The organism is Janthinobacterium sp. GW822-FHT07A03 (assembly GCF_058798815.1).
Window position 1 is genome coordinate 664134 of record NZ_JBXAKW010000001.1, and the last position, 26214, is coordinate 690347.

The following is a 26214-nucleotide window of genomic DNA, read 5'->3' on the forward strand; positions in this document are numbered from 1 at the left end:
TGTACGATGAACAAAGTATAGGCCCGTCAGAAGAGAAAGAAAAACGGAAAATCTTGCGACCTATGATCGAAAAAATCGAATGTTAAGACTGAGCCTGGAAGCCCTGCAAATCGTCGACGCCATCGACCGCCGCGGATCGTTCTCGTCGGCCGGCAAGGAGTTGCATAAAGTCCCGTCCACCATTTCCTACACGGTGGCCAAGCTGGAAGACGACCTGGGCGTGCAGGTATTCCAGCGCAACGGGCCGAAAGTCATGCTGACGGCGGCCGGGCAGGAATTGCTGAAGGAGGGCCGCTATCTGTTGAAGGCGGCGCAGGACCTCGAGCACCGCGTGCGCAGGGTGGCGTCCGGCTGGGAAACGGAATTGTCCATCGGCATCGATTCCATGTTTTCCGCCGTGGCTCTGGCCGACGACGTGCGCGCCTTTTACGATGTGGCGCAGCAGACGCGCCTGCGCCTGTCGCAAGACACCCTGTCAGGCACCTGGGAAGCGCTGCTGGACCGGCGCGCCGACTTGCTGGTGGGCGCGCCCGGCGACGGGCCGGCCGGCGGCGGCTATATCGCGCAGCCGATCGGCATGCTCGACTTCGTCTTTGCCGTGGCGCCCACGCATCCGCTGGCGCAGGTGGCGGAACCCTTGTCGCGCGGCCACCTGCAGCAGTACCGGGCCGTGGTGGTGGCCGATTCGGCGCGCCAGATGGCGCCGCGCACGGTGGGGCTGCTGCTGGGGCAAGATGCCTTGAGCGTGCCCAACATGCAGGTCAAGTTCGATTACCAGGTGCTGGGACTGGGCTTTGGTTTCCTGCCGGGACCATGCGCGCGCGCCGCCATCGCACGCGGCTTGCTGGTGGAAAAGGCCGTGGAAGAGCCGAAACCGTCGGAAACGTTTTACCTGGCGTGGCGCGTGGGCGAGGATGGCGCCGCGCTGCGCTGGTGGATGGCGCGCATGCGCGAACCGGATGTGTTTGCCCGCCTGGCGCAGCATCTGCCGGGCCGGGCGTGACGCAGCACCCGGTCATTCGGCGTAGGTCTTAAAATGTTGACATACGCCAACATTTTTAAGTTACCATATTCACAGTATTTCCGCCCGACCTCCACGCCCCACAGTGGGATTTTGATGATTACACACACCGCAGCGCCCCTGAAACGTTCCCCTGACCTGGCCCAAGCGTGGGGTTGCCATGCTTGAGGCGAAGGTCGCGCTGTGCCTGCGCCTGGTCCAGGATGCCCGTGAACAGGCGGGGCCGCAGCAGGCCGCCACCCTGGCGCGGCTGGAGGAAGAGCTGGAGCGGCTGCGCGGCGCCAGCCGGCCCGTGGTGCGCGTGGCGCCGGCCGACGCCTTGCTGGAAATCGATCCCGACGGTTTTTTGATCGGCTGGAACCATGGCGCCGAACAGATGTTCGGCTATTCCGAACTGGAAGCGCTGGGCCAGCACATCCTGTTTTTGTATCCGGAAGACGACGCGGAAGCGAGCGTGCTGGAGCTGCATTTCACCCAGGGCGACGTGGCCACCGATGTGCGCCGGCGCAAGAAGTCGGGCATGGTGACGTGGCTGCGCATGCACCGCCACGTGATCCACGACCAGGCGGGCAAGGGCTGCGGCATGGCCGTGCGCCTGTCGGCCATGAGCGAGCCGCTGTCCGACGTGGACAAGGTAAGGTTGCACGCGCGCATCATCGAGGACAGCGAGCAAGCCGTGCTGATTACCGACGCGGAAGAGCGCATCGTCTCCATCAACAGCTCGTTTTCCCGCATCACCGGCTATTCGCCGGCCGAAGCCATCGGCCGCACGCCGGACTTGCTGCGCTCGGGCGTGCACGACCCCGACTTCCGCGCCAAGGTGCGCGCCGCCATGCGCGGCCACGGTTCCTGGCGCGGCGAAATCATCGGCAAGCGCAAGAATGGCGAACTGTTCCCGCAAGACGTCACCATCAGCGTCGTGCGCGACGAATACGGCGAAATCAGCCATGTGTTTTCCCTGTTTTCCGATATCTCGGTGCACAAGGATGCCGAAGCGCGCATGCAGCGCATGGCCAACTACGACAGCCTGACGGGCTTGCCCAACCGCTGCCTGCTGAACCAATTGGTCGACCAGGGCCTGGCCGAAGCGAAACGGCAAGGCACCCATGGCGCGCTGATGGTCATCGACATCAGCCGCATCGGTTCCATCAGCGACACGCTGGGCCATGAAGTGGGCGACCAGCTGGTGATCGCCATCGGCCAGCTGTTCCGCGGCGCCCTGCGCGATGCCGATATCCTGGCGCGGGTCGACAACAGCAAATTCGTCGTGGCCCTGCTGCACATCGAAAAGCGCGAACATGCGGCGAACGTGGCGCAAAAACTGCTCAACCTGCTGGAAGCGCCGATCAATATCGATACGCACGCGCTGCACGTGGGCGCCAGCATCGGCATCACCGTGTATCCGGAAGACGGCCTGGAAGCGCCGGCCCTGTTCCGTTTTGCCGACGTGGCCGTGGCCAAGGCGGGGCAGACGATCGAATCGGCCTTCCTGTTCTACCGCGAAGACATGAACCGCAGGGCCAAGGAACATTTGCGCCTGGAAAGCGAAATGCGCCTGGCCCTGGGCGACAAGGAACTGGAATTGCATTACCAGCCGAAGGTGAGCCTGGCCAGCGGACGCATCGTGGGCGCGGAAGCCTTGCTGCGCTGGAAGCACCCGATGCGCGGCATGGTCTCGCCCGGCGTCTTCATCCCCGTTGCCGAGGAAACCAGTCTGATTCTGGAGCTGGGCACCTGGGTGCTGGACGAGGCCTGCCGGCAAATTCGCAGCTGGGAAGACCGGGGCCTGCACATGCCGGCCATCGCCGTCAACCTGTCGGCGCGCCAGTTCGATGAGCAGTTGCCGGCGCGCATAGCGGCCGTGCTCGAGCGCTACCAGGTGCGGCCCGACCAGATCATGCTGGAAATCACGGAAAGCCTCTTGATGCGGGGCGCCGACAAGGTGATCGACATCATGAACCAGCTGGTGGCCATGGGCCTGGCGCTGGCGCTGGACGACTTCGGCACCGGCTATTCCAGCCTCGCCTACCTGAAGAAGTTTCCCATCAGCACATTAAAAATCGACCGCTCGTTTGTCATCGGCTTGCCGTTCGAGGAAAACGATTGCGCCATCGCCCGCGCCATCGTCACCATGGCGCAGCAGCTGCGCCAGGAAATCGTCGCAGAAGGGGTGGAAACGGCCGAGCAGATGCGTTTCCTGCGCGAACTCGGTTGCGACCAGCTGCAAGGCTACCTGTTCAGCCCGGCCGTGCCGGCGGCGGAATTCGAAGTGATGCTGGGCGAGGGCCGGCAACTGCGGCTGGAAGAGCTGGCCTGAGCCAGCGATTGTCAGACGTTGAGTCGTCCACGAAAACCCCGGCTCGCGTAATACGACTCGGCGCCATTGTGGTAGACGAAGACCTGTTCATAGCGGCGGTCGCAAAACAGGGCGCCGCCCAGCGTCCGGATATTGTCCGGCGTCGCAATCCAGCTCGAGGTCTTGCGGTCGAACGGTTCCAGTTCCTGCAATTGCCGGTACTGCGCCTGCGTCAGCAAGGCGATGCCCATCGCTTGCGCCATGGCGAGCGCGCTGCCAGCCGGCTTGTTGGCCTTGCGCGCAGCCAGGGCCGCCTCGTCGAAACACAGGCTGCGCCGGCCGATCGGGCTTTCTGTTGAGCAATCGCAAAACGTGACGGCGTCCGTTTCGCCGGCGTGTCCGATGACGTCCGGTTCGCCGCCCGTGTCTTCCATGTGCTGCAATGCCGCCAGGCTGGCGGGAGCGGCGTTCAAGCGCGCCAGCACGCTGTCCCAGGTCCGCCCTGGATGGCGGTGCATGTGCCGGCTGAAGCGGGTTTGCAAGGTGGGGATCAAGTCATCATGCATGGCGCGGCTCCCTGGAAATTCAATGATACGGCCGATTATAAGACGCGATGCCGGCGGGCGGCGCTCATCCCAGCTTCACTTTTTCCAGCAGATAATCGAGCATTACGCGCACCCTGGCCGGCACTTGCAAGCCCGGTCCCACGAAGACGGCGTGCACGAGTTCCTTGTCGCCCGGATTGTAGTCCTGCAGCACTTCCACCAATTGACCTTGCACAATGTCGCGCTGCACGTGCTGGCGCGAAAAGCGTCCCAGGCCCATGCCCGCCAGCACCAGCTGGCGCATGCTTTCGCCATCGCTGACGCAGGTATTGCCCTGCGGCGCCACCTGCAGCGTATTTCCCTCCCCATCGAGGAAGGGCCAGGTTTCGTTCTGGCAGCGGAAGTTGAAGGCCAATAAATTGTGTTCGGACAATTCCTGCGGCGTGCGCGGCAGGCCGTGCCGGGCCGCGTAGGCGGGCGACGCCACCACCACCATCGCGTCCTCGCCGAGTTTGCGCGCCACCAGGTTCGATGTCTTCAGCTGGCCCGTGCGGATGGCGATGTCGGTGCGGTCTTCCAGCAAGTCGACGATGGCGTCGCTGACGACGACGTCGAGCACGATGTCGGGATAGCGCTGCGCGAACTCGGGCAGGATGGGCAGCAGATGGCGCACGCCGAACGGCACGAAACAGTTGATGCGCAAGCGTCCGCGCGGCGCCGCCCCCTGCGATGCTTCGCGCTCGGCGCCATCGATATCGTCGAGGATGCGCTTGCATTGCACGAAGAAGGCGTCACCCTCGGGCGTCGTATGCAGCTGGCGCGTGCTGCGCTGGAGCAAACGGGCGCCCAGCCGCGCTTCCAGGCGATTGACGAGCTTGCTGACGGCAGACGGCGTCAGGGCCAGGCGGCGCGCGGCGGCGGAAAAGGCGCCCGTTTCCACCACCGCCACGAACACGGCCATCTCGAACGCGCGGTTGATGTCTTGCCTGGCCATTATTGAATCCATTTCACAGGTGTTTCCATTATTAGAGTCTATATCAAAAGTATTTATCTCGATACACTGGCCCGCTTGAACCATTTGTTGGAGCCATCATGACCACCGCAGCCCCTGTTTCCCCTCCAGCCAGCAAGATGCCGCCCGGCGTGCTGGCGCTGGCCGTCGGCGCCTTTGCCATCGGCGTGACCGAATTCATCGTCGTGGGCATCCTGCCCGCCATCGCGAAAGATTTGCAGATTTCCATCGAATCGGCCGGCTCCCTGGTCAGCCTGTATGCGCTGGCGCTGGCCATCGGCACGCCGCTGCTGGTGCTGCTGATGTCGCGTTTGCCGCGCAAGGTGGCCCTGCTGGGGCTGATGAGCGTGTTCCTCGCCGGTAACCTGCTGGCCGCGTTTTCCCACACGTTCGAATTGTTGCTGGTGGGACGGGTCATCACGGCCGTGGCGCACGGCACCTTCTTTGCCATCGGTGCCACCGTGGCCGCCAGCCTGGTGAGCAAGGCGCAGGCGGGCAGGGCGATTTCCGTGATGTTTGCGGGACTGACGCTGGCCATGGTGATCGGCGTGCCGTTCGGCAGCTTCCTCGGCAACCTGATGGGCTGGCGCTTGCCCTTCTTTGCCGTGGTGGTCCTGGCGGCGCTGGGTTTGGCCGCCATGGCGCGCTGGCTGCCGGCCGGCTTGCAGCAGGGCAAGGGCGGCAAGGCCATGACGCAACTGGCGGCCCTCGGCAGCGGTCCCATTCTGACGATGATGGCGGTCACCACCTTCGGCTTCGGCAGCAGCTTTGCCGCGTTTACTTTTATTACGCCCATCCTCACGGACGTGACGGGCTTTTCTGCCACCATGGCCAGCGCCTTGCTGATCGTGTTCGGCATCGCCACGTTTGCCGGCAACCTGGCGGGCGGCTATCTGACCAGCCACCTGGGCTGGCAAAAGGCCTTGCGTGTGATGCTGCTGTTGCTGGCCGCCACGCAAGTGGGCGTGGCTTTGAGCATCAGCTCGCCATGGATGATGACGGTGATGCTGTTCGTCTGGGGCGTGTTCGCCTTCGGCCTGTCGCCCGCCTTGCAGGCCGGCATGCTGGCCACGGCCGAGCGCTACACGCCGCAAGCCGTCGATTTCGCCTCGGGCCTGAACATTTCCGCCTTTAATCTCGGTATTTCCTTCGGTTCCATGCTGGGCGCGCTGATGGTCTCGCGCCAGCTGATGGCGTCGTCACCGTGGGCCGGCGTGGCCGCCGCCTTGCTGGCCTTGCTGCCGCTGGCCTGGCTGGCGCGCCGCAAGCTGGCGTCCCATGTGGCGGGCGCGGCCGTGCATTAAGGATACGGTTCAGGTATGCACGGCGGCGGCCGGCGCCCGCTTCTGGCGCTGTGCCATGTAGGAACTGCCCATCGAGGCGGCCATGATCATGGCAATCGCCAGCCATTGCGCGGCGTCAAGGCGTTCGTCGAGCAGGATGAAGGCCAGCATGGCGGCCACGGCCGGTTCCATGCTGCTCATGATGCCGAACGCTTGCGGCGTCAGCCGCTTCAGGGCCACCATTTCCAGCGAGATCGGTATCGCGCTGGAAATGAGCGCTACGCCCAGGCCCACAGCCAGCACGACGGGCGAGAGCAGGGCGGCGCCGCTATGCATCACGCCCACGGGCACCACCACCAGCGCGGCCATGGTCAGGCCCATGGATACCGAATGGCCCGCATGCAGATGGCTGGCGCGCTTGCCGAAGACGATGTACGAGGCCCAGCAGACGGCCGCTCCCAGGGCGAACAGCACGCCCGTGGGATCGAGATTGCCGATGTCGTGGCCGAGCGGCAACAGCAGCGCCAGTCCCGCCACGGCCAGGGCCACCCAGACGAAGTCGAGCGGACGGCGCGAGGCCAGCAGGGCCACGGCCAGCGGGCCGGAAAACTCGATGGCCACGGCGATGCCGAACGGGATCGTGCGCAGCGCCATATAGAAACACAGATTGGTCAAGCCCAGCGCGCCGCCGTACAGGGCCACCGTGCGCAGGTCGGCGCGGCTCAGCTGCCAGCGCCACGGGCGCCAGAACAGCAGCAGCAACAGCGCGGAAAAGCCCACGCGCACGGCCGTGGTGCCTTGCGCACCGACCAGCGGGAACAGGCTGTGCTTGGCCCATGAGGTGCCCAGTCCCAGGCAGGTGACGGAGCCGAGGATGGCGAGCAGGGGAATCAACGAGGAATAGCGGTGCTGAGGCATGGTAATAAATGGCTTGATATCGAAGTGGTGAAAGTTTATTGTGTCTGTTCCGATATTTGCACTCCATTTTGGCCATCATGACGCAACTTTCGCTCACGCCTTCCATCCCCCTCGATGCCTTCGACCTGGCCATCCTCGACATCTTGCAGCGCGATAACACGACTTCGCAGCGCGAAATCGCCCAGACCGTGCATTTGTCCGCACCGGCCGTGCAGCGGCGCATCCGCCGCCTGCGCGAAAGCGGCGTGATCCGCAACGAGGTGGCCGTGCTCGACGCCAGCCGCCTGGGTCGTCCCTTGATATTGACGGTGGAAGTGCATTTGCACGACGAGCACCCGCTGCGCACGGCCGGCATGCGCGCGCGCATCATGGCCGAGCCCGCCATCCAGCAGTGCTACGGCATCACGGGCGAGGCCGATTACCTGCTGGTCATTACCGCCAGCAGCATGGCCGAATACGAGGCGCTGACGGAACGCCTGTTCGGCGGCGACGACAATATCCGGCGCTACCGCACATCGGTGGCATTGACCTGCCTCAAGATGGGCTTGCACGTGCCGCTGGCATAGGATCGGACAGATGACGATCTCCAACAAGAAGCAGGCGGCCGTGACGGCAGCCATGCCCGCCAGCCTGCGCGCCGCCGTGGCCGGCTATCGATGGGTGCGCGACACCGCCGGTGAATCGGACGCTGCCGTCTACCGCCTGCAGGGCAGGGATGGCGCGCCGGACCTGTTCCTGAAGCACGGCAGGGATGCGGCCGCCGCCGATATTACCGAGGAAATGGCGCGGCTGCGCTGGCTGGCGCCGTACCTGCCCGTGCCGGCGGTGCTCCAGTTTGCCCAGGCGGCAGACCCGCAGCAGGCATGGCTGCTGACGGCGGCGCTGCTGGGCAAGACAGCGCACGAATTGCTGGAAGCCAATCCCGAGATTGGCCCCGCCGTGGCCGACGCGCTGGCGGCCTTCCTGCGCCGCCTGCATGCGCTGCCGGTGGCCGCCTGTCCGTTCGACGCCGGTCCTGCCGTCCGGCTGGCCCAGGCGCGCCAGCGCATCGATGCGGGCCTGGTCGATACCGATGATTTCGATGCGGGGCGGAAAGGCTGGACGGCGGAGCAGGTGTGGACGGCGCTGCAGGATTGCCAGCCCATCGCGCCCGACCTCGTCGTCACGCATGGCGATTTCTCGCTGGGAAATATCCTGATGCAGGAAGGCGCCGTCGTCGGCTGCATCGACGTGGGACGGGCGGGCGTTGCCGACCGTTATCAGGACCTAGCCATCGCCTGGCGTGCGCTCGGTGAGTTGGATCCCGCGCTACAGCAAAGGTTTGTTGAGCAATATGGGCTCCTTGATATCGATCAAGGCAAGCTGGAATTCCATCTGCTGCTCGACGAGCTGTTTTGACGGCTGCCAGCCATCAAGGCTCTTCGCGCTCCGCATCGCGTTCGCGGCAGCTCAAGGATGCGTAATGGCCCTTGGGCAGGCGGGTCTTGATGGCAACCTCGTTCAGGGCATGCCGGATATCGACGGGGTCGGTCAAGGTGCAGCGCTGGGCGATGGCGAACGCTTGCAGCTTCTGCGTGCTGCCCTGCACCTTGAGCGTCACGCCAACGCCGGGGCTGACGCAGCAGCCGATGTATTGCGTGATGTATTCTTCCTCGATCAGCACCAGTTCATGCCCCATGAAGCCGGCCGGCTTTTTCAACAGGTAATAATCGGTGTAATCGAAGCGCTGGTCCGGGTGCTTGCCGACGTAGCCTTCGCGCATGTAGGCCCGGATCGCCTTGCCGGAGGTGCCTACCCTGGCTGTCGTGCCCTTTTTCAGGTGCAGTGCCTGGATCAGGCCGCTTTCGAGTCCCGGATCGGCAGCGGCGAGGGCGCTGGAGGAGCAGGCGGCGAGCAGAAGCGCGCCGAGCAGGCGGCGGGTGCGGCATGCCGGCATGGGAGTGATTGCTTGCATATATTTCAGGTGAAGGGGGAGAAGACGCGCAGTGTAGCCCACGCCAGCCTGAGTGCGTGGCACAATGCATGATCCGCACGCCACGTGCCACTTGCCCCAGGACTTTCATGACCCGCGCCATCCTCGACGAAGCCCAGATCCATCCCGCCGCCCGCCCTTTGATCGGCAGCAAGCACCAGGACATCGTGCGCGAGGTGCAGGCGGCCATCGGCGCGCACCAGGTCGTGGTGGTCGGCATGGCGCTCAATCCGTTCCCGCGCAAGGCGCGCAAGATACTCGCCGTGCTGGGCACGCCCTACCAGTACCTGCAATACGGCAGTTATCTGAACCAGTGGCACCGCCGCAATGCCTTGAAAATGTGGACGGGCTGGCCCACGTTTCCCATGATTTTCGTCAATGGCGTGCTTATCGGTGGCGCCAGCGAGCTGCAAAAACTGGTGGAAAATGGCGAGTTCAGCGCCATGCTGGCGAAGAAGGTGCGCCAGTTTTAAACGCGGCCTTACTTTCCTTTCCTTACTCCCCCGGCCGCCACGGCGACTTGCGCGTGCGCAAAGGGTCGAGCAAGCTGCGTAAATCGTTGTGGTCGAGCTCATACATCAGCGCAATTAAACTGCCCAGTTCGCCCGAGGGGAAGCCCTCGCGCGCGAACCAGCCCAGGTAGTGTCCCGGCAAGTCGGCCAGCAGTCTTCCCTGATATTTCCCGTATGGCATTTCGCGCGTGACCAGCAGCGCCAGTTTTTCTGAATTCATGCGACAGCTCCGTAATCGATCGATGCAGTGTAGCAGAACACTACATTGTTGATTTGAGCGCAATTATCTTCTGCTCGATCAGGTATTTTTCGGAATAAAGAAAACCCCGATACTGCATGCCAACATCATTTATCGGAGTTTGTCATGCCCATTGCCTTGCTCGCGCTGACCCTCAGCGCGTTTGCCATCGGAACCACCGAGTTTGTCATCGTGGGGCTGTTGCCCACCATCGCCGCGGACCTGGGCGTCAACCTGCCGTCGGCCGGCTTGCTGGTCAGCCTGTATGCGCTGGGCGTCGCCGTCGGCGCGCCTGTCCTGACTGCCCTGACGGGCAAGATCCCGCGCAAGACCCTGCTGCTGTCGCTGATGGTCTTGTTTACTTTGGGTAACTTGCTGGCCTGGAAATCGCCCGGCTATGAAACCCTCGTCATCGCCCGCATCCTGACGGGGCTGGCGCATGGCGTGTTCTTTTCCATCGGCTCGACCATCGCCACCTCGCTGGTGCCGAAGGACAAGGCGGCCAGCGCGATTGCCATCATGTTTACGGGCTTGACCGTGGCCCTGGTGACGGGCGTGCCGCTGGGCACCTTTATCGGCCAGCATTTCGGCTGGCGCGAAACCTTCCTCGCCGTCTCGGCCCTGGGTCTGGTGGCGTTCATCGGCAGCCTGCTGTACGTGCCATCGACCATCAAGCACAGCAAGCCCGCCTCGCTGCTGCAGCAAGTGCAGGTGCTGGGCCAGCCCCGGCTGCTGCTGGTGTACGCCATGACGGCCGTCGGCTATGGCGGCTCCTTCATCGCCTTTACCTATCTGGCGCCGATCCTGCAGCAAGTGTCGGGTTTCAGCGCCGGCGCCGTGGGCGCGGTGATGCTCGTGTATGGCGTGTCCGTGGCGTTCGGCAATATCTGGGGCGGCAAGCTGGCCGACAAGAAGGGGCCAGTGCGCGCCCTGAAACTGATCTTCCTGCTGCTGGCGTTTGTTTTGCTGCTGCTGACCTTCACGGCGCCGCATCCGGTGCTCGTCGTCATCACCGTGCTGCTGTGGGGCGCCGTGGCCTTTGGTAATGTTGCTGGTCTGCAAGTGTATGTCGTGCAGCAAGCGGAACACTTCACGCCCCGCGCCGTGGACGTGGCTTCCGGCCTGAATATCGCCGCTTTTAACCTTGGCATCGCCGGCGGCGCCTGGGGCGGCGGCCTGATCGTGGAACACCTGGGCCTCGTGCACACAGGCTGGATCGGCGCGCTGGTCGTGCTAGGCGCCTTCGGCTTGACGGCCTTGAGCGGCCGGATGGACCGTTTGAATCCGATTCCCGTGCGCAGCGGCGGCGAGAAATCGATGCATGCGGTGGGGCACTAAGCCTGCTTGATCTATAGGCAAGTTGCTGGCAAGGGCGAGAGCAGGGTTTACAATGGTGTTTCCTTTTCTCTCGCCCATACTCCCCATGTCCGATACCGCAATGTCACCGCTGCGCCTGCGCGCCGCCATCAACCCGAAACCGCTGGGCGTCGCCCTGTTGCTCATCGTGCTCGGCGCCTGGTACCTGGCGCTGACGGTGGGCGCCGCCCAGTCCGCGTTGTACGTGGTGGGCGCCTTGCTTGGCATCACGCTGTATCACGCGGCGTTCGGCTTTACGTCCGCCTGGCGCGTCTTCATCGCCGATGGCCGCGGCGACGGCTTGCGCGCGCAAATGCTGATGCTGGCCGTGGGCGTGGCCCTGTTTTTCCCGGCATTGTCGGCCGGCACCCTGTTCGGCACGCCTGTCGCGGGCCTGGTGTCTCCCGCCGGCACTTCCGTCATCTTCGGCGCCTTCATCTTCGGCATCGGCATGCAGCTGGGCGGCGGTTGCGCGTCCGGCACCCTGTACACGGTGGGCGGGGGCAGCACGCGCATGCTCATCACCCTGGCCGCCTTCATCGTCGGCTCCGTGATCGGCACGGCGCACATGCCGTTCTGGACGGCGCTGCCGCAACTTCAACCCATTTCCCTCGTCACGACCCTGGGCCTGGTGCCCGCGCTGGCGCTGAACTGGATCGTCTTCGCGCTGATCGCCGGCATCACGGTGCTGGTGGAAAAGCGCCGTCATGGCAAGCTCGTCGCGACGCCCCTGCGTCCGGCGCAGTCTTCGCCCTGGCTGCACGGCCCCTGGCCGCTGGTGGCGGGCGCCATCGCGCTCGTCGTGCTCAATTTCATCACCCTGGCGCTGTCGGGCCGGCCGTGGGGCGTGACGTCCGCGTTCGCCCTGTGGGGCGCCAAGGCCGCGTCCGTGATCGGCATCGATACGGCCAGCTGGGCCTATTGGTCGACCAAGGCCAACGCGGCCGCGCTGGCCGCGCCTTTGACGCAGGACAAGACTTCCGTGATGGATATCGGCATCGTGCTGGGCGCCATGCTGGCGGCGGCCCTGGCTGGCCGCTACGCGCCCGTGTGGAGCATCCCGCGCCGTTCGATCATCGCCGCCGTCGTCGGCGGCTTGCTGCTCGGCTACGGCGCGCGTCTGGCCTACGGCTGCAATATCGGCGCGTATTTCAGCGGCATCGTCTCGGGCAGCCTGCACGGCTGGCTGTGGCTGGTCTGCGCCTTCCTGGGCAACGTCATCGGCACGCGCTTGCGTCCATGGTTCGGCCTGGAAGTGGAACGCGTGAAACCGAGCGGCTGCTGAGGCCGGCATAAACAGGGGCATTGCTGTATATTTCGGCCCCTGTTCCTCTTCGCCGCCAGCGCAATACCCATGTCGCCCACCATCCTGTTTGCCGTCGTCCTCGCGTATTTCCTGATCCTGCTGGGCGTGGCGTGGCGCACCTCGCGCCATGCCACCAACGACAGTTTCTTCATCGGCAACAAAGACAGCAACTGGATGCTGGTGGCCTTCGGCATGGTCGGCACCACGCTCACGGGCGTGACCTTCATCAGCGTGCCCGGCGCCGTGGGCAGCAACGGCTTCGGCTACATCCAGCTGATGATCGGCTATGTGCTCGGCTACCTGGCCATTACGTTTATCTTGCTGCCGCTGTACTACCGGCTGCAGCTCACTTCCATCTACCGCTACCTGGAAGTGCGCCTGGGCCGGCGCTCCTACCAGAGCGGGGCGGCGTTTTTCATCGTCTCGCGCCTGCTGGGCGCCACGGCGCGGCTGTATCTGGTGGTCAATATCCTGCAGGCCACCATACTCGACAGCCTGGGCGTGCCGTTCTGGCTGACGTCGTGCGTCGTGCTGCTGCTGATCCTGCTCTACACGTACGAGGGCGGCGTGAAGACCATTGTCTGGACCGATACCCTGCAAACGGCGTGCATGCTGGCCGGCCTCGTCATCTGCAGCGTGTTTTTGCTGCGCGCAATGGACCTGTCCCTCGTCGACAGCCTCGAGCGCATGCGCGCGCAAGGCCTCACGCGCATCTTCAACGTCGACCCGGACAGCCCCGCCTACGTGTGGAAGCATATTCTTGCCGGCATGTTCATCACGATCGCCATGACGGGCATGGACCAGGAAATGATGCAAAAGAACATTTCCGTGCGCACCTTGCGCGATTCGCAAAAGAATATGCTCAGCCTGACCGTGGTGCTCACGGGCGTGCTGCTGCTGTTCCTGTTTTTGGGCGGACTGCTGCACCTGTACGCGCCGCTGGCCGGCGTGACGGCCACGGGCGATAAACTGTTCCCCGCCGTCGTGCTGGGGCACTTCCCCGCCGTGGTGCAGCTGATTTTCTTCATCGCCCTCATTTCCGCCCTGTTTCCCAGCGTGGACGGGGCATTGACGGCGCTCACGTCCACCTTCTGCATCGACATCCTGGGCGTGCAGCGCAGGCCGGACTTGAGCGCGGCCGCGCAGATGCGCTGGCGCCGCCGAGTCCACCTGGGCTTTTCCGCCCTGTTCTTGATATTGATCATGGCCTTCAAGTGGCTGGACGATCCCAGCATGATAGGCGTGATCCTGAAGCTGGCCAGCTATACCTATGGTCCGCTGCTGGGCCTGTTCGCCTTCGGCCTGCTGAGCCGGCGCGGCGTGCGCGACCGCTGGGTGCCATTGGTGGCCATCGCCGGGCCGCTGCTGTGCGCGCTGATCGAAGGGGAGCAGGCGCGGCTGTTCGAACATTACCGCATCGGCCTGGAATTGCTGATCCTCAACGGCGCCCTGGTGCTGGCTGGCCTGTTCCTCATTTCCACGCCGCCAGGGCAGGGCGGCCAGGACGCGCAATACTTGTCAAAATAAGACGAATCCCAAGGCGATCGCGGCCATTTTCAGCTATATTGATTTCCTTTAGGTACATAACCTCACGGAGCATCGATGTCACTCAACCCCTTCCCGCCGCTGCGCCGCGGCTTTGGCGCATTCTGGCGCGCGCTGGACGCTACCCGCCGCGCGGTCATCAACCTGATTTTCCTGCTGATCGTCATCGCCATCCTGATCGCCATCTTTGGCGGCGGCGCCAAGCCCCTGGCGGACAAGACCACCCTGGTACTCGACTTGCAAGGCCCGCTGGTCGAGGAAACCCCGGGCGGCGTGCGCGAGGCGGTGCTGGCCAATGTCAGCGGCGAAGTCAAGAAAAGCGTGCAGCTGCGCGACGTGCTGGCAGTGCTCGACACGGCCGGCAAGGACAAGAACATCGGTTCCATGGTGATCCTGCTCGACGAATTGCAGGGCGGCGGCCTGGCGTCGCTGCGCGAAGTGGCGGCCGGCGTGGAGCGTTTCCGCGCCACGGGCAAGAAAGTCACGGCCTGGGGTTCCAGCTACAACCAGCGCCAGTACCTGGTGGCGGCCAAGGCCGACGAGGTATTCCTGCACCCGATGGGCGGCGTCATGCTGGAAGGCTTTGGCCGCTACCGCAATTATTACCGCGACGCGCTCGACAAGGTGGGCGTGACGGTCAACCTGCTGAAAGTGGGCACGTATAAAAGCGCGGCCGAGCCTTTCATCGCCAACGGCCCGTCCGACGCGGCTGCCGAAGCGGACCGCTACCTGAACAGCGGCCTGTGGACGACGTACACCACCGACGTGGAAAAGGCGCGCAAGCTGCCGGCCGGCGCCATCATGCAAACGATCGACAACCTGCCCGCGCTGATGACGGCGGCGGGCGGCGACATTGCCAAGCTGTCGCTCAATGGAAAACTGGTCGACGGCCTGAAAACGCGCGATGAACTGCGCCAGTTCATGATGGCGCGCGGCGCCAAGAATACGGAAGGCACGAACTTCCGCCAGGTGAACTACACCGATTACCTGGCGCGTTTGCGCCCCGTGCACATCGGCGACGCCGTCGGCGTGGTCATCGCCTCGGGCGAGATCGGCGACGGCATCGCGCCGCCGGGCGCCATCGGCGGCCTGTCCACCTCGCGCCTGATCCGCCAGGCACGCGAAGACAAATCGATCAAGGCCGTCGTGCTGCGCGTCGATTCGCCGGGCGGCAGCGCCTTCGGCTCGGAACTGATCCGCCGCGAACTGGAACTGACGCGCGCCGCCGGCAAGCCGGTGGTCGTCTCGATGGGCAACGTGGCCGCTTCCGGCGGCTACTGGATCAGCACCTCGTCCGATGAAGTGATCGCCGACGCGGCCACCATCACCGGCTCCATCGGCGTGTTCGCGATCCTGCCGACGGCCGACAAGGTGGTGGAAAAGCTGGGCATCCACACGGCCGGTTCGCCGACCACCTGGCTGGCCGACGCGGGCAACCCCTTGCGTCCGCTCGATCCCCGCTTCGCGCAAGTGATCCAGGGCTCGATCAACCACGTGTATGGCGACTTCCTGAGCCTGGCCGCCAAGGCGCGCAAGACGACGCCGGAAAAGATCGATGCAGTGGCGCAGGGCCGCGTCTGGACGGGCTTGCAGGCGAAAGAGCGCAACCTGGTCGACCGCATCGGCAGCTATGGCGATGCGCTGGCCTCGGCCGCCAAGCGCGCCAACCTGGGCGCCGACTACCGCGTAACCTACCTGGAGCAGGAAACGTCGAACGTCGACCGTTTGATCGGCATGTTCGGCTCCAAGGCCATGGCCTCGCTGGGGCTGGGCGAGCACGTGAAGCTGGGCCTGGCCGGCACGGGCTTGCCGGCCGATGCGGCGCTGGGCATGGCGCAGGACCTCTCCTGGCTGTCGGGCATCACGCGCGAGCGCAAACCATTCATGGCCCTCACGCACTGCCTGTGCGAGGTGCCCCTGGGCGGCAAGTAACACCCACATCAACAGCATACCCAAGCCGGCTTCGTCCGGCTTGTTTCATATCAGGAGCACGGCATGGCAAGCGACATGAGTACACACACTGACGCGGCGATCGCCATCCGGCCGTGCGCGAAGGGCGATGAAGCGGCGCTGACGCTGGTGGGGCAGGCCACTTTCCTCGAGGCCTTTGCCGGCATCCTCGATGGCGCCGACGTCATCGCCCATTGTCAGCGCCAGCACGACGCGCAGCTGTACCGCGACTGGCTGGCGCTGCCGGCCATGCGCTTGTGGCTGGCCGAGGCCACGCCCGGCGGCGCGCCCGTGGGCTACCTGGTGCTCAGTCCCGCCGGCCTGCCGGTGGCGGACCCGCGCCCGGACGACCTGGAAATCAAGCGCATCTACCTGCTGCACCGCTTCCAGGGCCGGCGCGTGGGCCAGCGCCTGATGCAGGCGGCGCTGAGCCAGGCGCGCGCCGGCGGGGCAGGGCGCGTGCTGTTGGGCGTGTACGCGGAAAACCACGACGCGCTGGCGTTCTATGCGCGCTGCGGCTTTGCCCAGGTGGGCCGGCGCACCTTCCGCGTGGGCCGTACCGACTACCAGGATGTCATCCTCGGCATGACCTTGTAAAGCCAGGTAAAGAATGGCTGCCGTTTCCCCTCCGGAAATGGCTGCGCCGGCTTCTGTCAAGGCGGCTGGCGGGAGTTTTGTAGCGAGTTTGTATCGACATGCGAGCCGCCCGCCGTGCCCTGCGGCGGCGGCGCCTGGCCCCGCAAGCCTGATTTTTCCACCGTTCCCCCTTGGCGGCCACGCCACGGCGGCCGCAGGCTGCCAGCGACCGCCTGCCTGGCTGTGTGTAATTGTTTCAAGTAGAAATGAAACAGTTACATGACTATGCTAGAGTCGTTTCACGATGGGAGTGTGGCTTTTTCAGCTGATCTTCAGCTCTTGACTCCCGGCGCTTTGCAGCTCATTCAACCCCGAAAAACGGTCGTCCGGCCTGAGTGTGTATCACCTCGGCCGGCGCCACAGACTCGCCGTGCCAGCGGCCACTACAAGGATAAGCGATGGATTCGCAGACAGCACCCCATACCCCACGGCGCAGCCGCCGCTCGAAAATCGTCGGTAGCGTCATCGCGCTGGCAGTGATGGCCGCGCTGGGCGGCGGTGCCTGGTACCTGACCCATTCCGGCGCCAGCGCCCAGGGCGGCGCCGGTGCCGGCGGCCCCGGCGGTCCGGGCGGCCCGGGCGGCCCGGGCGGACGCCGCGGCGCGCCCTCGACCACCGTCGGCGTGGCCACGGCCGTGAAGTCCGACCTGCCCGTGGTGCTCGATGCGCTGGGCACGGTGACGGCCGCGTCCACCGTGACGGTGCGCCCGCAGGTGTCGGGCATCTTGAAGGAGCTGAAATTCAAGGAAGGCGGCATGGTCAAGGCGGGCCAGGTGGTGGCGCAGATCGACCCGGCGCAGTTCGAGATGGCGCTGATGCAGGCCACGGGCCAGCGCCAGCGCGATGAAGCGCAGCTGGAAAACGCGCGCCTCACCCTGAAGCGCTATCAAACCCTGCTGGGCCAGGATTCCATCGCGCGCCAGGACGTCGACACGCAGGCCGCCCTGGTCAAGCAGCTGGAAGGCACCGTCATGACCGACCGCGCCGCCGAAGGCACGGCCAGGCTGAACCTGGGCTACACCAGGGTAGTGTCGCCGATCAGCGGCCGCGCGGGCCTGAAGGTGGTCGATATCGGCAACCTGGTGAGCACCAGCGACGCGGGCGGCGTGGTGGTGGTGACGCAGCTCTCGCCCATCGACGTGGAATTCTCCGTGCCGCAGGATAAGGTGCAGACCATCCAGGAACGCCTGAATGGCGGTTCGGCCCTGGCGGCGCTGGCGCTGGACCGCACGCGCACGCATACCCTGGACAAGGGCAGCCTGACGGCGCTGGACAACCAGGTCGACGTGCAGACGGGCACCGTGCGCGCCAAGGCCCGCTACACGAATGACAAGATGGCGCTGTTCCCCAGCCAGTTTGTCAACGTGCGGCTGGAACTGGGCAACATCACGGGCGCCGTGCTGGTGCCCGTCACGGCCCTGCGTCACAGCAATAATGGCGACTTTGTGTATGTGCTGAAAGCGGACAAGACCGTCACCGTGCGCATGGTCACGCGGGGCCAGGCCACCACCGACATGGTGGAAATCCGCGCCGGTCTGGAAGCGGGAGAGCAAGTCATCACGGAAGGCGCCGACCGCCTGAAGGAAGGCGCGAAAGTCACGCTGGCGGGCGACAAGCCGGCCGGCGCGCGCGGTGCCGGCGGTGCCGCTGGCGCGAACGGCGAACGCCACCACCGCCGCCAGCAGGCGGATGGCAGTGGCGGCGCGGCCGGCGCACCGGCCTCCGCTTCGGCGAAGGGCGCAGCGCAATGAGTCCATCGACGCCGTTCATCAAGCGCCCCGTCGCCACGGCGCTGCTGATGCTGGCCATCGTGCTGGCGGGGCTGGTCGGCTTCAAGTTCCTGCCGCTGGCCGCCTTGCCGCAGGTGGACTTCCCCACCATCCAGGTGCAGACGCTGTATCCGGGCGCCAGCCCCGAAGTCATGGGGCAGACGGTCACGGCGCCGCTGGAGCGCCAGTTCGGGCAGATGTCGGGCTTGCAGCGCATGAGTTCCACCAGCGCGGCCGGCGTTTCCCTCATCACCCTGCAATTCACCCTGGGCCAGACCCTGGACGTGGCCGAGCAGGAAGTGCAGGCCGCCATCAACGCGGGCGGTTCCTTGCTGCCGACCGATTTGCCGGCGCCGCCCGTGTACGCCAAGATCAACCCGGCCGACGCGCCCGTGCTGACGCTGGCGATTACCTCGGACACGATGCCGCTGACGCAGGTGCAGAACATCGTCAACACGCGCCTGGCGCTGAAGATCAGCCAGGTCAACGGCGTGGGCCTCGTTTCGCTGTCGGGCGGCCAGCGTCCCGCCGTGCGCATCCAGGGCGACACCAAATTGCTGGCCTCGTACGGCCTGGGCCTCGACAGCCTGCGCACGGCCATCGCGGCGGCCAACGTCAACAGCGCCAAGGGCAGTTTCGACGGCCCCACGCGCTCGTTTACCATCAACGCCAACGACCAGCTGGTGACGGCGGAAGACTACAAGCGTTTGATCATCACGTATAAAAACGGCGCACCCGTGCGCCTGGCTGACGTGGCCAATGTCGTCGACAGCGCGGAAAACACGCGCCTCGGTGCCTGGTCGGGCAAGCAGCCGGCCATCATCCTGAACGTGCAGCGCCAGCCCGGCGCCAACGTCATCAAGACGGTGGACGCCATCAAGGCCCTGCTGCCCGACCTGCAGGCCAGCCTGCCGGCGGCCATGAAGCTCGACGTGCTGAGCGACCGCACGACGGGCATCCGCGCCTCCGTCGAGCACGTGGAAATGGAACTGCTGTTGTCCGTGCTGCTGGTGGTGCTGGTGATCTTCGCCTTTTTGCACAGCCTGCGCGCCACGGTGATCGCCAGCCTGTCCGTGCCGATTTCGCTGATCGGCGCCTGCGGCGTCATGTATTTGCTCGGCTACAGCCTGAACAACCTCTCCTTGATGGCCCTGACCATCGCCACGGGCTTCGTCGTCGATGACGCCATCGTCATGATCGAAAACATCGCCCGCTACATCGAAGAGGGCGAAACGCCGATGGCCGCCGCCCTGAAGGGCGCGTCGCAGATCGGCTTTACCATCATCTCGCTCACCGTCTCCCTGATCGCCGTGCTGATTCCCCTGCTGTTCATGGGCGACGTGGTGGGCCGCTTGTTCCGCGAATTTGCCATGACCCTGGCCATCACCATCCTCATTTCCGCCGTCGTGTCGCTGACCCTGGTGCCGATGATGTCGGCGCGCTGGCTGAAAAGCCACGCCGATGAAAAAATCAGCGCCACGGGCCAGCGCATTCAGGCTTTCCTCGACAAGGTCATCCATCAGTACGACCTTGCGCTGGTGTGGGTCTTGAAACGCCAGGGACTGACCCTGCTGGTGGCTCTGGCCACCTTGCTGCTGACGGTGATCTTGTACATCACCATCCCGAAAGGCCTGTTCCCCACGCAGGACACGGGCCAGCTGCAGGCGCGCATCGAAACCTCGCAAGCCGTCTCGTACGAACGCATGGCTGCCTTGCAGCAGGCCGCCGCCAGCGCACTGCTGGAAGACCCCGCTGTCGATACCTTGAGTTCCCTCGTCGGTGTCGATGCGGCCAACAATACCATGCTGCACACGGGTAGCATGCTGATCAATCTCAAGCGTCCGCGCAGCGGCACCCAGGACGAGATCATGGAACGCCTGCGCAACCGCGTGACCCAGGTGGCTGGCGTGACCCTGTACCTGCAGCCGACGCAGGATCTGACCATCGACGCGGAATCGGGACCGACGCAATACCGCGTCTCGCTCGAAGGGGCCGACACGGCCACCGTCACCGAGTGGGCGGGCAAGCTGGCGGCGCGCATGCGCGAAAAATCGCAGTTGCGCAACGTCGTCACGGATGCGGGCGCCACGGGCGCCGCCGTCACCGTGGCCATCGACCGCGACAGCGCTGCGCGCATGTCCGTCACCACGGCCACCGTCGACGACGCCTTGTATAACGCCTTCGGCCAGCGCATCATTTCGACGATTTTCACGGAAACCAACCAGTACCGCGTGATCCTCGAAGCGCAACCGGGCATCGTCACCACGCCGGCCGACCTGTCGGACCTGCAGGTGCGCACGGGTTCCGGCAAGTCGACGCCGCTGTCCGCCTTTGCCAGCGTCAGCGAAAAACAGGCGCCGCTGCAGATCACGCACGTGGCGCAATACCCGGCCACGACGCTCGGCTTTGATACGACGCAAGGCGTGGCCCTGGGCAGCGCCGTCGACGCCATCCGCCAGGCGGCAAAGGATATCGCCTTGCCGCCATCGGTGACACTGACGTTCCTCGGCGCGGCCGGCGCGTATGAAAACTCGCTGTCGAACCAGCTGTGGCTCATTCTTGCCGCCGTCGTCTGCGTGTACATCGTGCTGGGCGTGCTGTATGAAAGCTACATCCACCCGCTGACGATCCTGTCGACCCTGCCGTCGGCCGGCGTGGGCGCCTTGCTGGCGCTGATGATTTCCGGGCAGGACCTGGGCGTGATCGGCATCATCGGCATCATCCTGCTGATCGGCATTGTGAAAAAGAACGCCATCATGATGATCGACTTCGCCATCGAGGCCGAGCGCGATGAAGGAAAAAGCCCGCAGGAAGCCATTCACCAGGCGGCGCTGCTGCGTTTTCGTCCCATCCTGATGACCACCCTGGCGGCCCTGTTCGCGGCCGTGCCGCTGATGCTGGGCTGGGGCGAGGGCGCCGAATTGCGCCGTCCGCTGGGCCTGGCCATCTTCGGCGGCCTGATCGTCAGCCAGGTGCTGACCTTGTTCACCACTCCGGTCATCTACCTGGGCTTCGACCGCCTGGGCCAGCGCTTTGCCGGCAAGGCGAAAGGCGGCGTGAACCTGGACAAGCCGGCCGATAACGCGGGGAGCGCCGCGTGAACCTGTCCGAACCGTTCGTCAAGCGGCCCATCGCCACCGTGCTGCTGACCATCGGCATCGCGCTGGCGGGCATCGGCGCGTTCTTCGTGCTGCCCGTCTCGCCGCTGCCGCAGGTCGATTATCCGACCATTTCCGTCAGCGCCAGCCTGCCCGGCGCCAGCCCCGCGACCATGGCCACCTCGGTGGCCACGCCGCTGGAGCGGCGCCTGGGCGTGATCTCGGGCGTGAACGAGATGACGTCGTCGTCGGGCACGGGTTCGGCGCGCATCAATTTGCAGTTCGACCTGAATCGCAAGATCGATTCGGCCGCGCGCGAAGTGCAGGCCGCGATTGCCGCCTCGCGCGTGGACTTGCCGGCCACCCTGCGCAGCAATCCCACCTACCGCAAGGCCAATCCGTCCGACGCGCCCGTGATCATCCTGGCGCTGACGTCGAAAACGCGCACGCCGGGCCAGATCTACGATGCCGTGTCGAACCTGGTGCAGCAAAAGGTGGCGCAGGTCAAAGGCGTGGGCGACGTGGAGCTGGGCGGCGGTTCGCTGCCCGCCGTGCGCGTGGAACTGCTGCCGTACCAGCTCAATCACTATGCCGTGTCGATGGAAGACGTGCGCGCGGCCATCCAGGCCAGCAACGCCAACCGGCCCAAGGGGGCGATTTCCGGCGACGAGCGCAGCCTGCAGATCTATTCGGGCGCGGCGACGGCTTCGGGCGGACGCAGCGCGGCCGACTACCGCAGCCTGGTGGTGGCCTGGCGCGACGGCGCCGCCATCCGCCTCGACGACGTGGCCGAAGTGGTCGACGGCGTGGAAAACACGAATACCCTGGGCCTGTTCAATGGCGACCCGGCCGTCATCGTGCTGATCACGCGCCAGCCGGGCGCCAACGTCATCGCCACGGTGGACGGCGTGCGCGCGCTGCTGCCGCAACTGCAGTCGCAGCTGCCGGGCGACATCAAGCTGCAGGTGGCGTCCGACAGCACCAACTCCATCCGCTCGTCCCTGCACGAGATCGAATTCACCCTGATCCTGTCCATCGTGCTGGTGGTGCTGGTGGTCAGCGCCTTTTTGCGCAGCGTGCGCGCCACCATCATCCCGGCCGTGGCCACCATCGTTTCCCTGCTGGGCACCTTTGGCGTGATGTACATGCTGGGTTTCAGCCTGAATAACCTTTCCTTGATGGCGCTCACGGTGGCCACGGGATTTGTCGTCGATGATGCCATCGTGGTGCTGGAAAACACGCAGCGCCACATCGAGGCCGGCATGGACCGTTTCAAGGCGGCCCTGCTGGGTGCGCGCGAAGTGGGTTTTACCGTGCTGTCGATCAGCCTGTCGCTGGTGGCCGTTTTCATTCCGCTGCTGTTCATGGGCGGGCAGGTGGGACGGCTGTTCCGCGAATTTGCCGTCACCTTGTCGGCCGCCGTGATGATTTCGCTGGTAATCTCGCTCACGACCACGCCGATGATGTGCGCCTGGCTGCTGAAAAGCGGCCAGCAGCATAAAAAGCCGGGCGCTGTCGCGCGCTGGTTCGAGCGGGGTTTCGAGCGCATGCTGAAGGTGTATGAACACTGCCTGGACTGGGCGCTGTCGAGCGCCGCGCTGGTGATGACCATCCTCGTCTTCGTCGTCGGCTTGAACGTGTACCTGTTCGCGGCCGCGCCCAAGGGCTTCTTTCCGCAGCAGGATACGGGCCAGATCAATGGCGGCATGCGCGCCGACCAGAGCATCTCGTTCCAGGCCATGCAGAGTAAATTGCGCCAGCTGGTCGACATCATCAAGGACGATCCGGCCGTCGCCACCGTCGTCGGCTTTACGGGCGGCGGACGGGCAGGGGGCGGCTTCATGTTCATCGACCTGAAACCGGCGTCGCAGCGCACGGACAAGGGGCAAGCCGTGATCGCCCGCCTGCGTCCGCAGCTGGCCAAGGTGACGGGCATCTCGCTGTTCCTCAACCCCGTGCAGGATTTGCGCATGGGCGGGCGCTCGAGCAATTCCACGTACCAGTACACCCTGATCAGCGACAACCAGGCGGACCTGAAGAAATGGGCGGCGAAATTGGCCGACCAGATGAAGATGCAGCCGGCCCTGATCGACGTCGACACGGACCAGGCGGAAAACGGCGTGGAAACCTTTGTTTCCATCGACAAGGACCGCGCCACGCAGCTGGGCGTGCAGGTCAAGGATATCGACAATGCGCTGTACAACAGCTTCGGCCAGCGCCAGGTGGCGACCATCTACGATGAGCTGAACCAGTACCACGTGATCATGGAAGTGGCGCCCCGCTATGCGCAAAGCCCGGAAGCCCTGCGCTCCGTGTATGTGCCGGCGTCGAATGCGGCGGCCGTCGCCGCCACGACCGGCACGACGGCCAGCGCCACCGCGGCGGCGACGGGCGCGGCGGCGTCCAACACGACGGCGGCGCGCGACCCGTCCAGCGGCTCGGCCCTGTCCACCACCCTGGCGCACATGGTGCCGCTGTCGTCGTTCAGCAGCTTTGCGGAAAGCTCGACGGCGACCTCGATCAACCACCAGGGCGGGGAACTGGCCACCACCGTGTCGTTCAACCTGGCCGACGGCTATCCGCTCAGCGACGGGCAGGCCGCCGTGGCCCAGGCGGAGTCGGAAATCGGCATGCCGGTCAACGTGCGCGGCAGCTTCCAGGGTTCGGCAAAGAGCGCGCAGGACAGCAACAAGGAGCAGCCGCTCTTGATCCTGGCGGCCATCGTGGTGATCTACATCGTGCTGGGCATCCTGTACGAAAGCCTGATCCATCCCGTCACCGTGCTGTCGACCTTGCCCTCGGCGGGGGTGGGCGCCGTGCTGGCCTTGCTGCTGTTCCGCATGGAGTTTTCCATCATCGCCCTGATCGGCGTGTTCCTGTTGATCGGTATCGTCAAGAAAAATGCTATATTGATCATCGACTTCGCGCTGGAGGCCGAGCGTTCGCGCGGACTGACAGCGGTGGAAGCGGTGCGCGAGGCATGTTTGCTGCGTTTCCGCCCCATTCTGATGACCACCCTGGCGGCGGCGCTTGGCGCCTTGCCGCTGGCGATCGGTTTCGGCGAGGGGTCAGAGCTACGCCAGCCCTTGGGGGTCGCCATCATCGGCGGCCTGATCGCCAGCCAGTTACTCACATTGCTGACCACCCCGGTGGTCTACATCCTGCTCGACAAGCTGCGCACGCGCAGCGCCGACGAACAGCAATTGAGCCGCATTCCTGGGCCAGATAACCCGAGCACACAATCATGAAGCAAGTAAAACCTATTTCCTCCGCCGTTCCCGCACGCCGTCTGCTGGCCGTGGCTGCTGCCGTCCTGCTGGCCGGCTGCGCCGTCAGCCCCGCGTATGAAACGCCGACGGCCGCCGCGCCGCAAACGTTCAAGGAGGCGGCCGGCTGGCAGCCTGCCGCGCCGGCCGACACCCTGGAGCGGGGCCCGTGGTGGACCCTGTTCGGCGACGCGCAGCTGAACCAGCTGGCCGAAGGCATCGACATATCGAACCAGAACGTGGCGGCCGCCATCGCGTCGTACGAGCAGGCGCGCGCGCTGGTGCGCGAACAGCGCGCCTCGCTGTTCCCCACCGTGAACCTGACGGGCAGCGGCGCCCGCTCCGGTGGCGGGGGCGAGCAGCAGACGAACAACAACTTCAAGGCCGCCATCGGCGCCTCGTGGGAACCGGACGTGTGGGGCAAGCTGCGCGCCGGCGTGACGGGGGCCGACGCCAGCGCGGCCGCCAGCGCGGCGGACCTGGCCGCCGCGCGCCTGTCGGCGCAGGGCGAGCTGGCCACGAATTACTTTTCGCTGCGCCAGAGCGATGCGCAGATCGCGCTGCTGAACGCCACCATCGATGGCTACAAGCGCGTGCTGGAGATCACCGGCAACCGTTTTAACTCGGGCATCGCCGCCAAGTCCGACCTGCTGCAGGCGCAGACGCAGCTGGCCAATGCGCAGATCGACCTGTCGAGCCAGACGCGCGCCCGCGCGCAGCTGGAACACGCGATCGCCATCCTGTTGGGCAAGGCGCCGTCCGACTTCAGCCTGGCCGTGGCGCCGTGGACCCTGACCGTGCCCGAGGTGCCGCTGGGCGTGCCGTCGACCCTGCTGCAGCGCCGCCCCGACATCGCCGCCGCCGAGCGCAGGGTGGCCGTGGCCAACGAACAGATCGGCATCGCCCGCTCGGCCTACTATCCGAGCCTGAACCTGACGGGGTCGTATGGTTCCGGCGCCAGCAAGGTGGGCGACCTGTTCAATGCATCGTCGAGCCTGTGGTCGCTGGGCGTGTCAGCCGCGCAGACCCTGTTCAACGCGGGCGCCACCACGGCCAGCGTGGACGCGGCCAAGGCGGGCCATGAGGCGGCCGTGGCGCGCTACCGCCAGACGGTATTGAGTGCCTTTGGCGCCGTGGAAGACCAGTTGTCGGCCACGCGCGCGCTGGCCGAGCAGCTGGCCTTGCGCCAGCAGGCGTCGTCGGCCGCCGACCAGGTCGAACAGCAGATGCTGAACCGCTACAACGCGGGCCAGGTCGGCTACACGGACGTGGTGACGGCGCAGGTGACGGCCCTGTCGGCGCGCCGTTCGCTGGTGCAGGCCCAGGCGGACCGCCAGACGACGGCCGTGGCCCTGATCCAGTCGCTGGGCGGCGGCTGGCACGTGCCGCAGGCGCAGTAAGGGGACAGGCTGGCGCAGGCCGAAAAACCTGCGCCAAATTCGCGTTTTCACGCGCTGCTTGAGTGCTAGAATGCAAGATTATCAATTGCCG

The 26214-nt window shown here is 65.3% G+C and carries 20 protein-coding genes; 15 read left to right on the forward strand and 5 right to left on the reverse strand.

Translation table 11 applies throughout. From position 1 onward, the window contains the following. Positions 1-79 precede the first annotated feature (79 nt). Both AC1RJW_RS03085 and AC1RJW_RS03090 read left to right on the forward strand, forming a co-directional pair. Entirely contained in the window at positions 80-1003 is a 924-nt protein-coding gene (locus AC1RJW_RS03085; protein WP_493043330.1) for a LysR family transcriptional regulator, read from the forward strand. Positions 1004-1181: 178 nt separating this feature from the next. Further along, a complete protein-coding gene (locus AC1RJW_RS03090; RefSeq protein ID WP_493043333.1) occupies positions 1182-3338 on the forward strand; it encodes a putative bifunctional diguanylate cyclase/phosphodiesterase in 2157 nt (718 codons plus the stop codon). 11 nt (positions 3339-3349) lie between these two features. On the opposite strand, the gene AC1RJW_RS03095 is transcribed toward AC1RJW_RS03090, so the two are convergent. Continuing rightward, positions 3350-3883 carry a DUF4256 domain-containing protein gene (locus tag AC1RJW_RS03095; protein ID WP_493043336.1) on the reverse strand — a complete coding sequence of 178 codons (534 nt, stop codon included), beginning with the start codon at positions 3881-3883 and terminating at the stop codon, positions 3350-3352. Positions 3884-3947: 64 nt separating this feature from the next. Continuing rightward, the gene (locus AC1RJW_RS03100; protein ID WP_493043338.1) at positions 3948-4868 is read right to left on the reverse strand and encodes a LysR family transcriptional regulator; all 921 of its coding nucleotides are present in this window, start codon (positions 4866-4868) and stop codon (positions 3948-3950) included. Between the two features lie 86 nt (positions 4869-4954). Between AC1RJW_RS03100 and AC1RJW_RS03105 the strand changes: the two genes are divergently transcribed. Next, positions 4955-6178: an MFS transporter gene (locus AC1RJW_RS03105; protein ID WP_180279123.1), complete on the forward strand. Its 1224-nt coding sequence runs from the start codon at positions 4955-4957 to the stop codon at positions 6176-6178. Between the two features lie 9 nt (positions 6179-6187). On the opposite strand, the gene AC1RJW_RS03110 is transcribed toward AC1RJW_RS03105, so the two are convergent. Then, the gene (locus AC1RJW_RS03110) at positions 6188-7075 is read right to left on the reverse strand and encodes an EamA family transporter (protein ID WP_493043341.1); all 888 of its coding nucleotides are present in this window, start codon (positions 7073-7075) and stop codon (positions 6188-6190) included. 77 nt (positions 7076-7152) lie between these two features. Here AC1RJW_RS03110 and AC1RJW_RS03115 point away from each other — a divergent pair, with 77 nt between their 5' ends. Next, positions 7153-7641, forward strand: a complete 489-nt coding sequence (locus AC1RJW_RS03115) for an Lrp/AsnC family transcriptional regulator (RefSeq protein WP_493043343.1) — start codon at positions 7153-7155, stop codon at positions 7639-7641. Positions 7642-7651: 10 nt separating this feature from the next. Beyond that, positions 7652-8473 (forward strand): APH(3')-I family aminoglycoside O-phosphotransferase, encoded by an 822-nt coding sequence (locus AC1RJW_RS03120; protein ID WP_493043345.1) that lies wholly within the window; start codon positions 7652-7654, stop codon positions 8471-8473. A 13-nt stretch (positions 8474-8486) separates the two neighbouring features. Here AC1RJW_RS03120 and AC1RJW_RS03125 read toward each other — a convergent pair whose 3' ends face one another. After that, positions 8487-9029 (reverse strand): hypothetical protein, encoded by a 543-nt coding sequence (locus AC1RJW_RS03125; RefSeq protein ID WP_493043347.1) that lies wholly within the window; start codon positions 9027-9029, stop codon positions 8487-8489. Positions 9030-9136: 107 nt separating this feature from the next. On the opposite strand from AC1RJW_RS03125, the gene AC1RJW_RS03130 reads away from it, so the two are divergent. Further along, the gene (locus tag AC1RJW_RS03130) at positions 9137-9520 is read left to right on the forward strand and encodes a glutaredoxin (RefSeq protein WP_493043349.1); all 384 of its coding nucleotides are present in this window, start codon (positions 9137-9139) and stop codon (positions 9518-9520) included. Positions 9521-9542: 22 nt separating this feature from the next. Here the strand turns inward: AC1RJW_RS03130 and AC1RJW_RS03135 are convergent, their stop codons facing one another. Continuing rightward, positions 9543-9779 carry a DUF3820 family protein gene (locus AC1RJW_RS03135; RefSeq protein ID WP_034749909.1) on the reverse strand — a complete coding sequence of 79 codons (237 nt, stop codon included), beginning with the start codon at positions 9777-9779 and terminating at the stop codon, positions 9543-9545. Between the two features lie 144 nt (positions 9780-9923). On the opposite strand from AC1RJW_RS03135, the gene AC1RJW_RS03140 reads away from it, so the two are divergent. From AC1RJW_RS03140 to AC1RJW_RS03180, 9 genes are all read left to right on the forward strand, one after another. Continuing rightward, entirely contained in the window at positions 9924-11135 is a 1212-nt protein-coding gene (locus AC1RJW_RS03140; RefSeq protein WP_493043350.1) for an MFS transporter, read from the forward strand. A gap of 85 nt (positions 11136-11220) precedes the next feature. Continuing rightward, the gene (locus AC1RJW_RS03145; RefSeq protein WP_493043353.1) at positions 11221-12438 is read left to right on the forward strand and encodes a YeeE/YedE family protein; all 1218 of its coding nucleotides are present in this window, start codon (positions 11221-11223) and stop codon (positions 12436-12438) included. 69 nt (positions 12439-12507) lie between these two features. Beyond that, positions 12508-13986, forward strand: coding sequence for a sodium:solute symporter (locus tag AC1RJW_RS03150; RefSeq protein ID WP_493043355.1), 1479 nt, complete (start codon positions 12508-12510; stop codon positions 13984-13986). Between the two features lie 75 nt (positions 13987-14061). Further along, positions 14062-15936, forward strand: coding sequence for a signal peptide peptidase SppA (sppA, locus tag AC1RJW_RS03155; protein WP_493043358.1), 1875 nt, complete (start codon positions 14062-14064; stop codon positions 15934-15936). Positions 15937-16011: 75 nt separating this feature from the next. Continuing rightward, the gene (locus AC1RJW_RS03160) at positions 16012-16551 is read left to right on the forward strand and encodes a GNAT family N-acetyltransferase (RefSeq protein WP_493043361.1); all 540 of its coding nucleotides are present in this window, start codon (positions 16012-16014) and stop codon (positions 16549-16551) included. A 437-nt stretch (positions 16552-16988) separates the two neighbouring features. Continuing rightward, complete coding sequence (locus AC1RJW_RS03165; protein WP_493043363.1) at positions 16989-18341, forward strand: efflux RND transporter periplasmic adaptor subunit; 1353 nt, start codon at positions 16989-16991, stop codon at positions 18339-18341. Then, a complete protein-coding gene (locus AC1RJW_RS03170; RefSeq protein WP_493043365.1) occupies positions 18338-21460 on the forward strand; it encodes an efflux RND transporter permease subunit in 3123 nt (1040 codons plus the stop codon). Before AC1RJW_RS03165 ends, AC1RJW_RS03170 begins: the two co-directional genes overlap by 4 nt. Beyond that, positions 21457-24705, forward strand: a complete 3249-nt coding sequence (locus tag AC1RJW_RS03175) for an efflux RND transporter permease subunit (protein WP_493043367.1) — start codon at positions 21457-21459, stop codon at positions 24703-24705. The genes AC1RJW_RS03170 and AC1RJW_RS03175 overlap by 4 nt, the downstream gene beginning before the upstream one ends. Next, positions 24702-26123, forward strand: a complete 1422-nt coding sequence (locus AC1RJW_RS03180; protein ID WP_493043369.1) for an efflux transporter outer membrane subunit — start codon at positions 24702-24704, stop codon at positions 26121-26123. The genes AC1RJW_RS03175 and AC1RJW_RS03180 overlap by 4 nt, the downstream gene beginning before the upstream one ends. Positions 26124-26214: the final 91 nt, after the last annotated feature.

What these genes read in the sequence shown, in the direction of transcription:
- AC1RJW_RS03085 (WP_493043330.1), top strand. Translation starts at nt 80, where the DNA reads ATGTTAAGACTGAGCCTGGAAGCCCTGCAAATCGTCGACGCCATCGAC.
- AC1RJW_RS03090 (WP_493043333.1), top strand. Translation starts at nt 1,182, where the DNA reads ATGCTTGAGGCGAAGGTCGCGCTGTGCCTGCGCCTGGTCCAGGATGCC.
- AC1RJW_RS03095 (WP_493043336.1), bottom strand. Translation starts at nt 3,883, where the DNA reads ATGCATGATGACTTGATCCCCACCTTGCAAACCCGCTTCAGCCGGCAC.
- AC1RJW_RS03100 (WP_493043338.1), bottom strand. Translation starts at nt 4,868, where the DNA reads ATGGATTCAATAATGGCCAGGCAAGACATCAACCGCGCGTTCGAGATG.
- AC1RJW_RS03105 (WP_180279123.1), top strand. Translation starts at nt 4,955, where the DNA reads ATGACCACCGCAGCCCCTGTTTCCCCTCCAGCCAGCAAGATGCCGCCC.
- AC1RJW_RS03110 (WP_493043341.1), bottom strand. Translation starts at nt 7,075, where the DNA reads ATGCCTCAGCACCGCTATTCCTCGTTGATTCCCCTGCTCGCCATCCTC.
- AC1RJW_RS03115 (WP_493043343.1), top strand. Translation starts at nt 7,153, where the DNA reads ATGACGCAACTTTCGCTCACGCCTTCCATCCCCCTCGATGCCTTCGAC.
- AC1RJW_RS03120 (WP_493043345.1), top strand. Translation starts at nt 7,652, where the DNA reads ATGACGATCTCCAACAAGAAGCAGGCGGCCGTGACGGCAGCCATGCCC.
- AC1RJW_RS03125 (WP_493043347.1), bottom strand. Translation starts at nt 9,029, where the DNA reads ATGCAAGCAATCACTCCCATGCCGGCATGCCGCACCCGCCGCCTGCTC.
- AC1RJW_RS03130 (WP_493043349.1), top strand. Translation starts at nt 9,137, where the DNA reads ATGACCCGCGCCATCCTCGACGAAGCCCAGATCCATCCCGCCGCCCGC.
- AC1RJW_RS03135 (WP_034749909.1), bottom strand. Translation starts at nt 9,779, where the DNA reads ATGAATTCAGAAAAACTGGCGCTGCTGGTCACGCGCGAAATGCCATAC.
- AC1RJW_RS03140 (WP_493043350.1), top strand. Translation starts at nt 9,924, where the DNA reads ATGCCCATTGCCTTGCTCGCGCTGACCCTCAGCGCGTTTGCCATCGGA.
- AC1RJW_RS03145 (WP_493043353.1), top strand. Translation starts at nt 11,221, where the DNA reads ATGTCCGATACCGCAATGTCACCGCTGCGCCTGCGCGCCGCCATCAAC.
- AC1RJW_RS03150 (WP_493043355.1), top strand. Translation starts at nt 12,508, where the DNA reads ATGTCGCCCACCATCCTGTTTGCCGTCGTCCTCGCGTATTTCCTGATC.
- sppA (WP_493043358.1), top strand. Translation starts at nt 14,062, where the DNA reads ATGTCACTCAACCCCTTCCCGCCGCTGCGCCGCGGCTTTGGCGCATTC.
- AC1RJW_RS03160 (WP_493043361.1), top strand. Translation starts at nt 16,012, where the DNA reads ATGAGTACACACACTGACGCGGCGATCGCCATCCGGCCGTGCGCGAAG.
- AC1RJW_RS03165 (WP_493043363.1), top strand. Translation starts at nt 16,989, where the DNA reads ATGGATTCGCAGACAGCACCCCATACCCCACGGCGCAGCCGCCGCTCG.
- AC1RJW_RS03170 (WP_493043365.1), top strand. Translation starts at nt 18,338, where the DNA reads ATGAGTCCATCGACGCCGTTCATCAAGCGCCCCGTCGCCACGGCGCTG.
- AC1RJW_RS03180 (WP_493043369.1), top strand. Translation starts at nt 24,702, where the DNA reads ATGAAGCAAGTAAAACCTATTTCCTCCGCCGTTCCCGCACGCCGTCTG.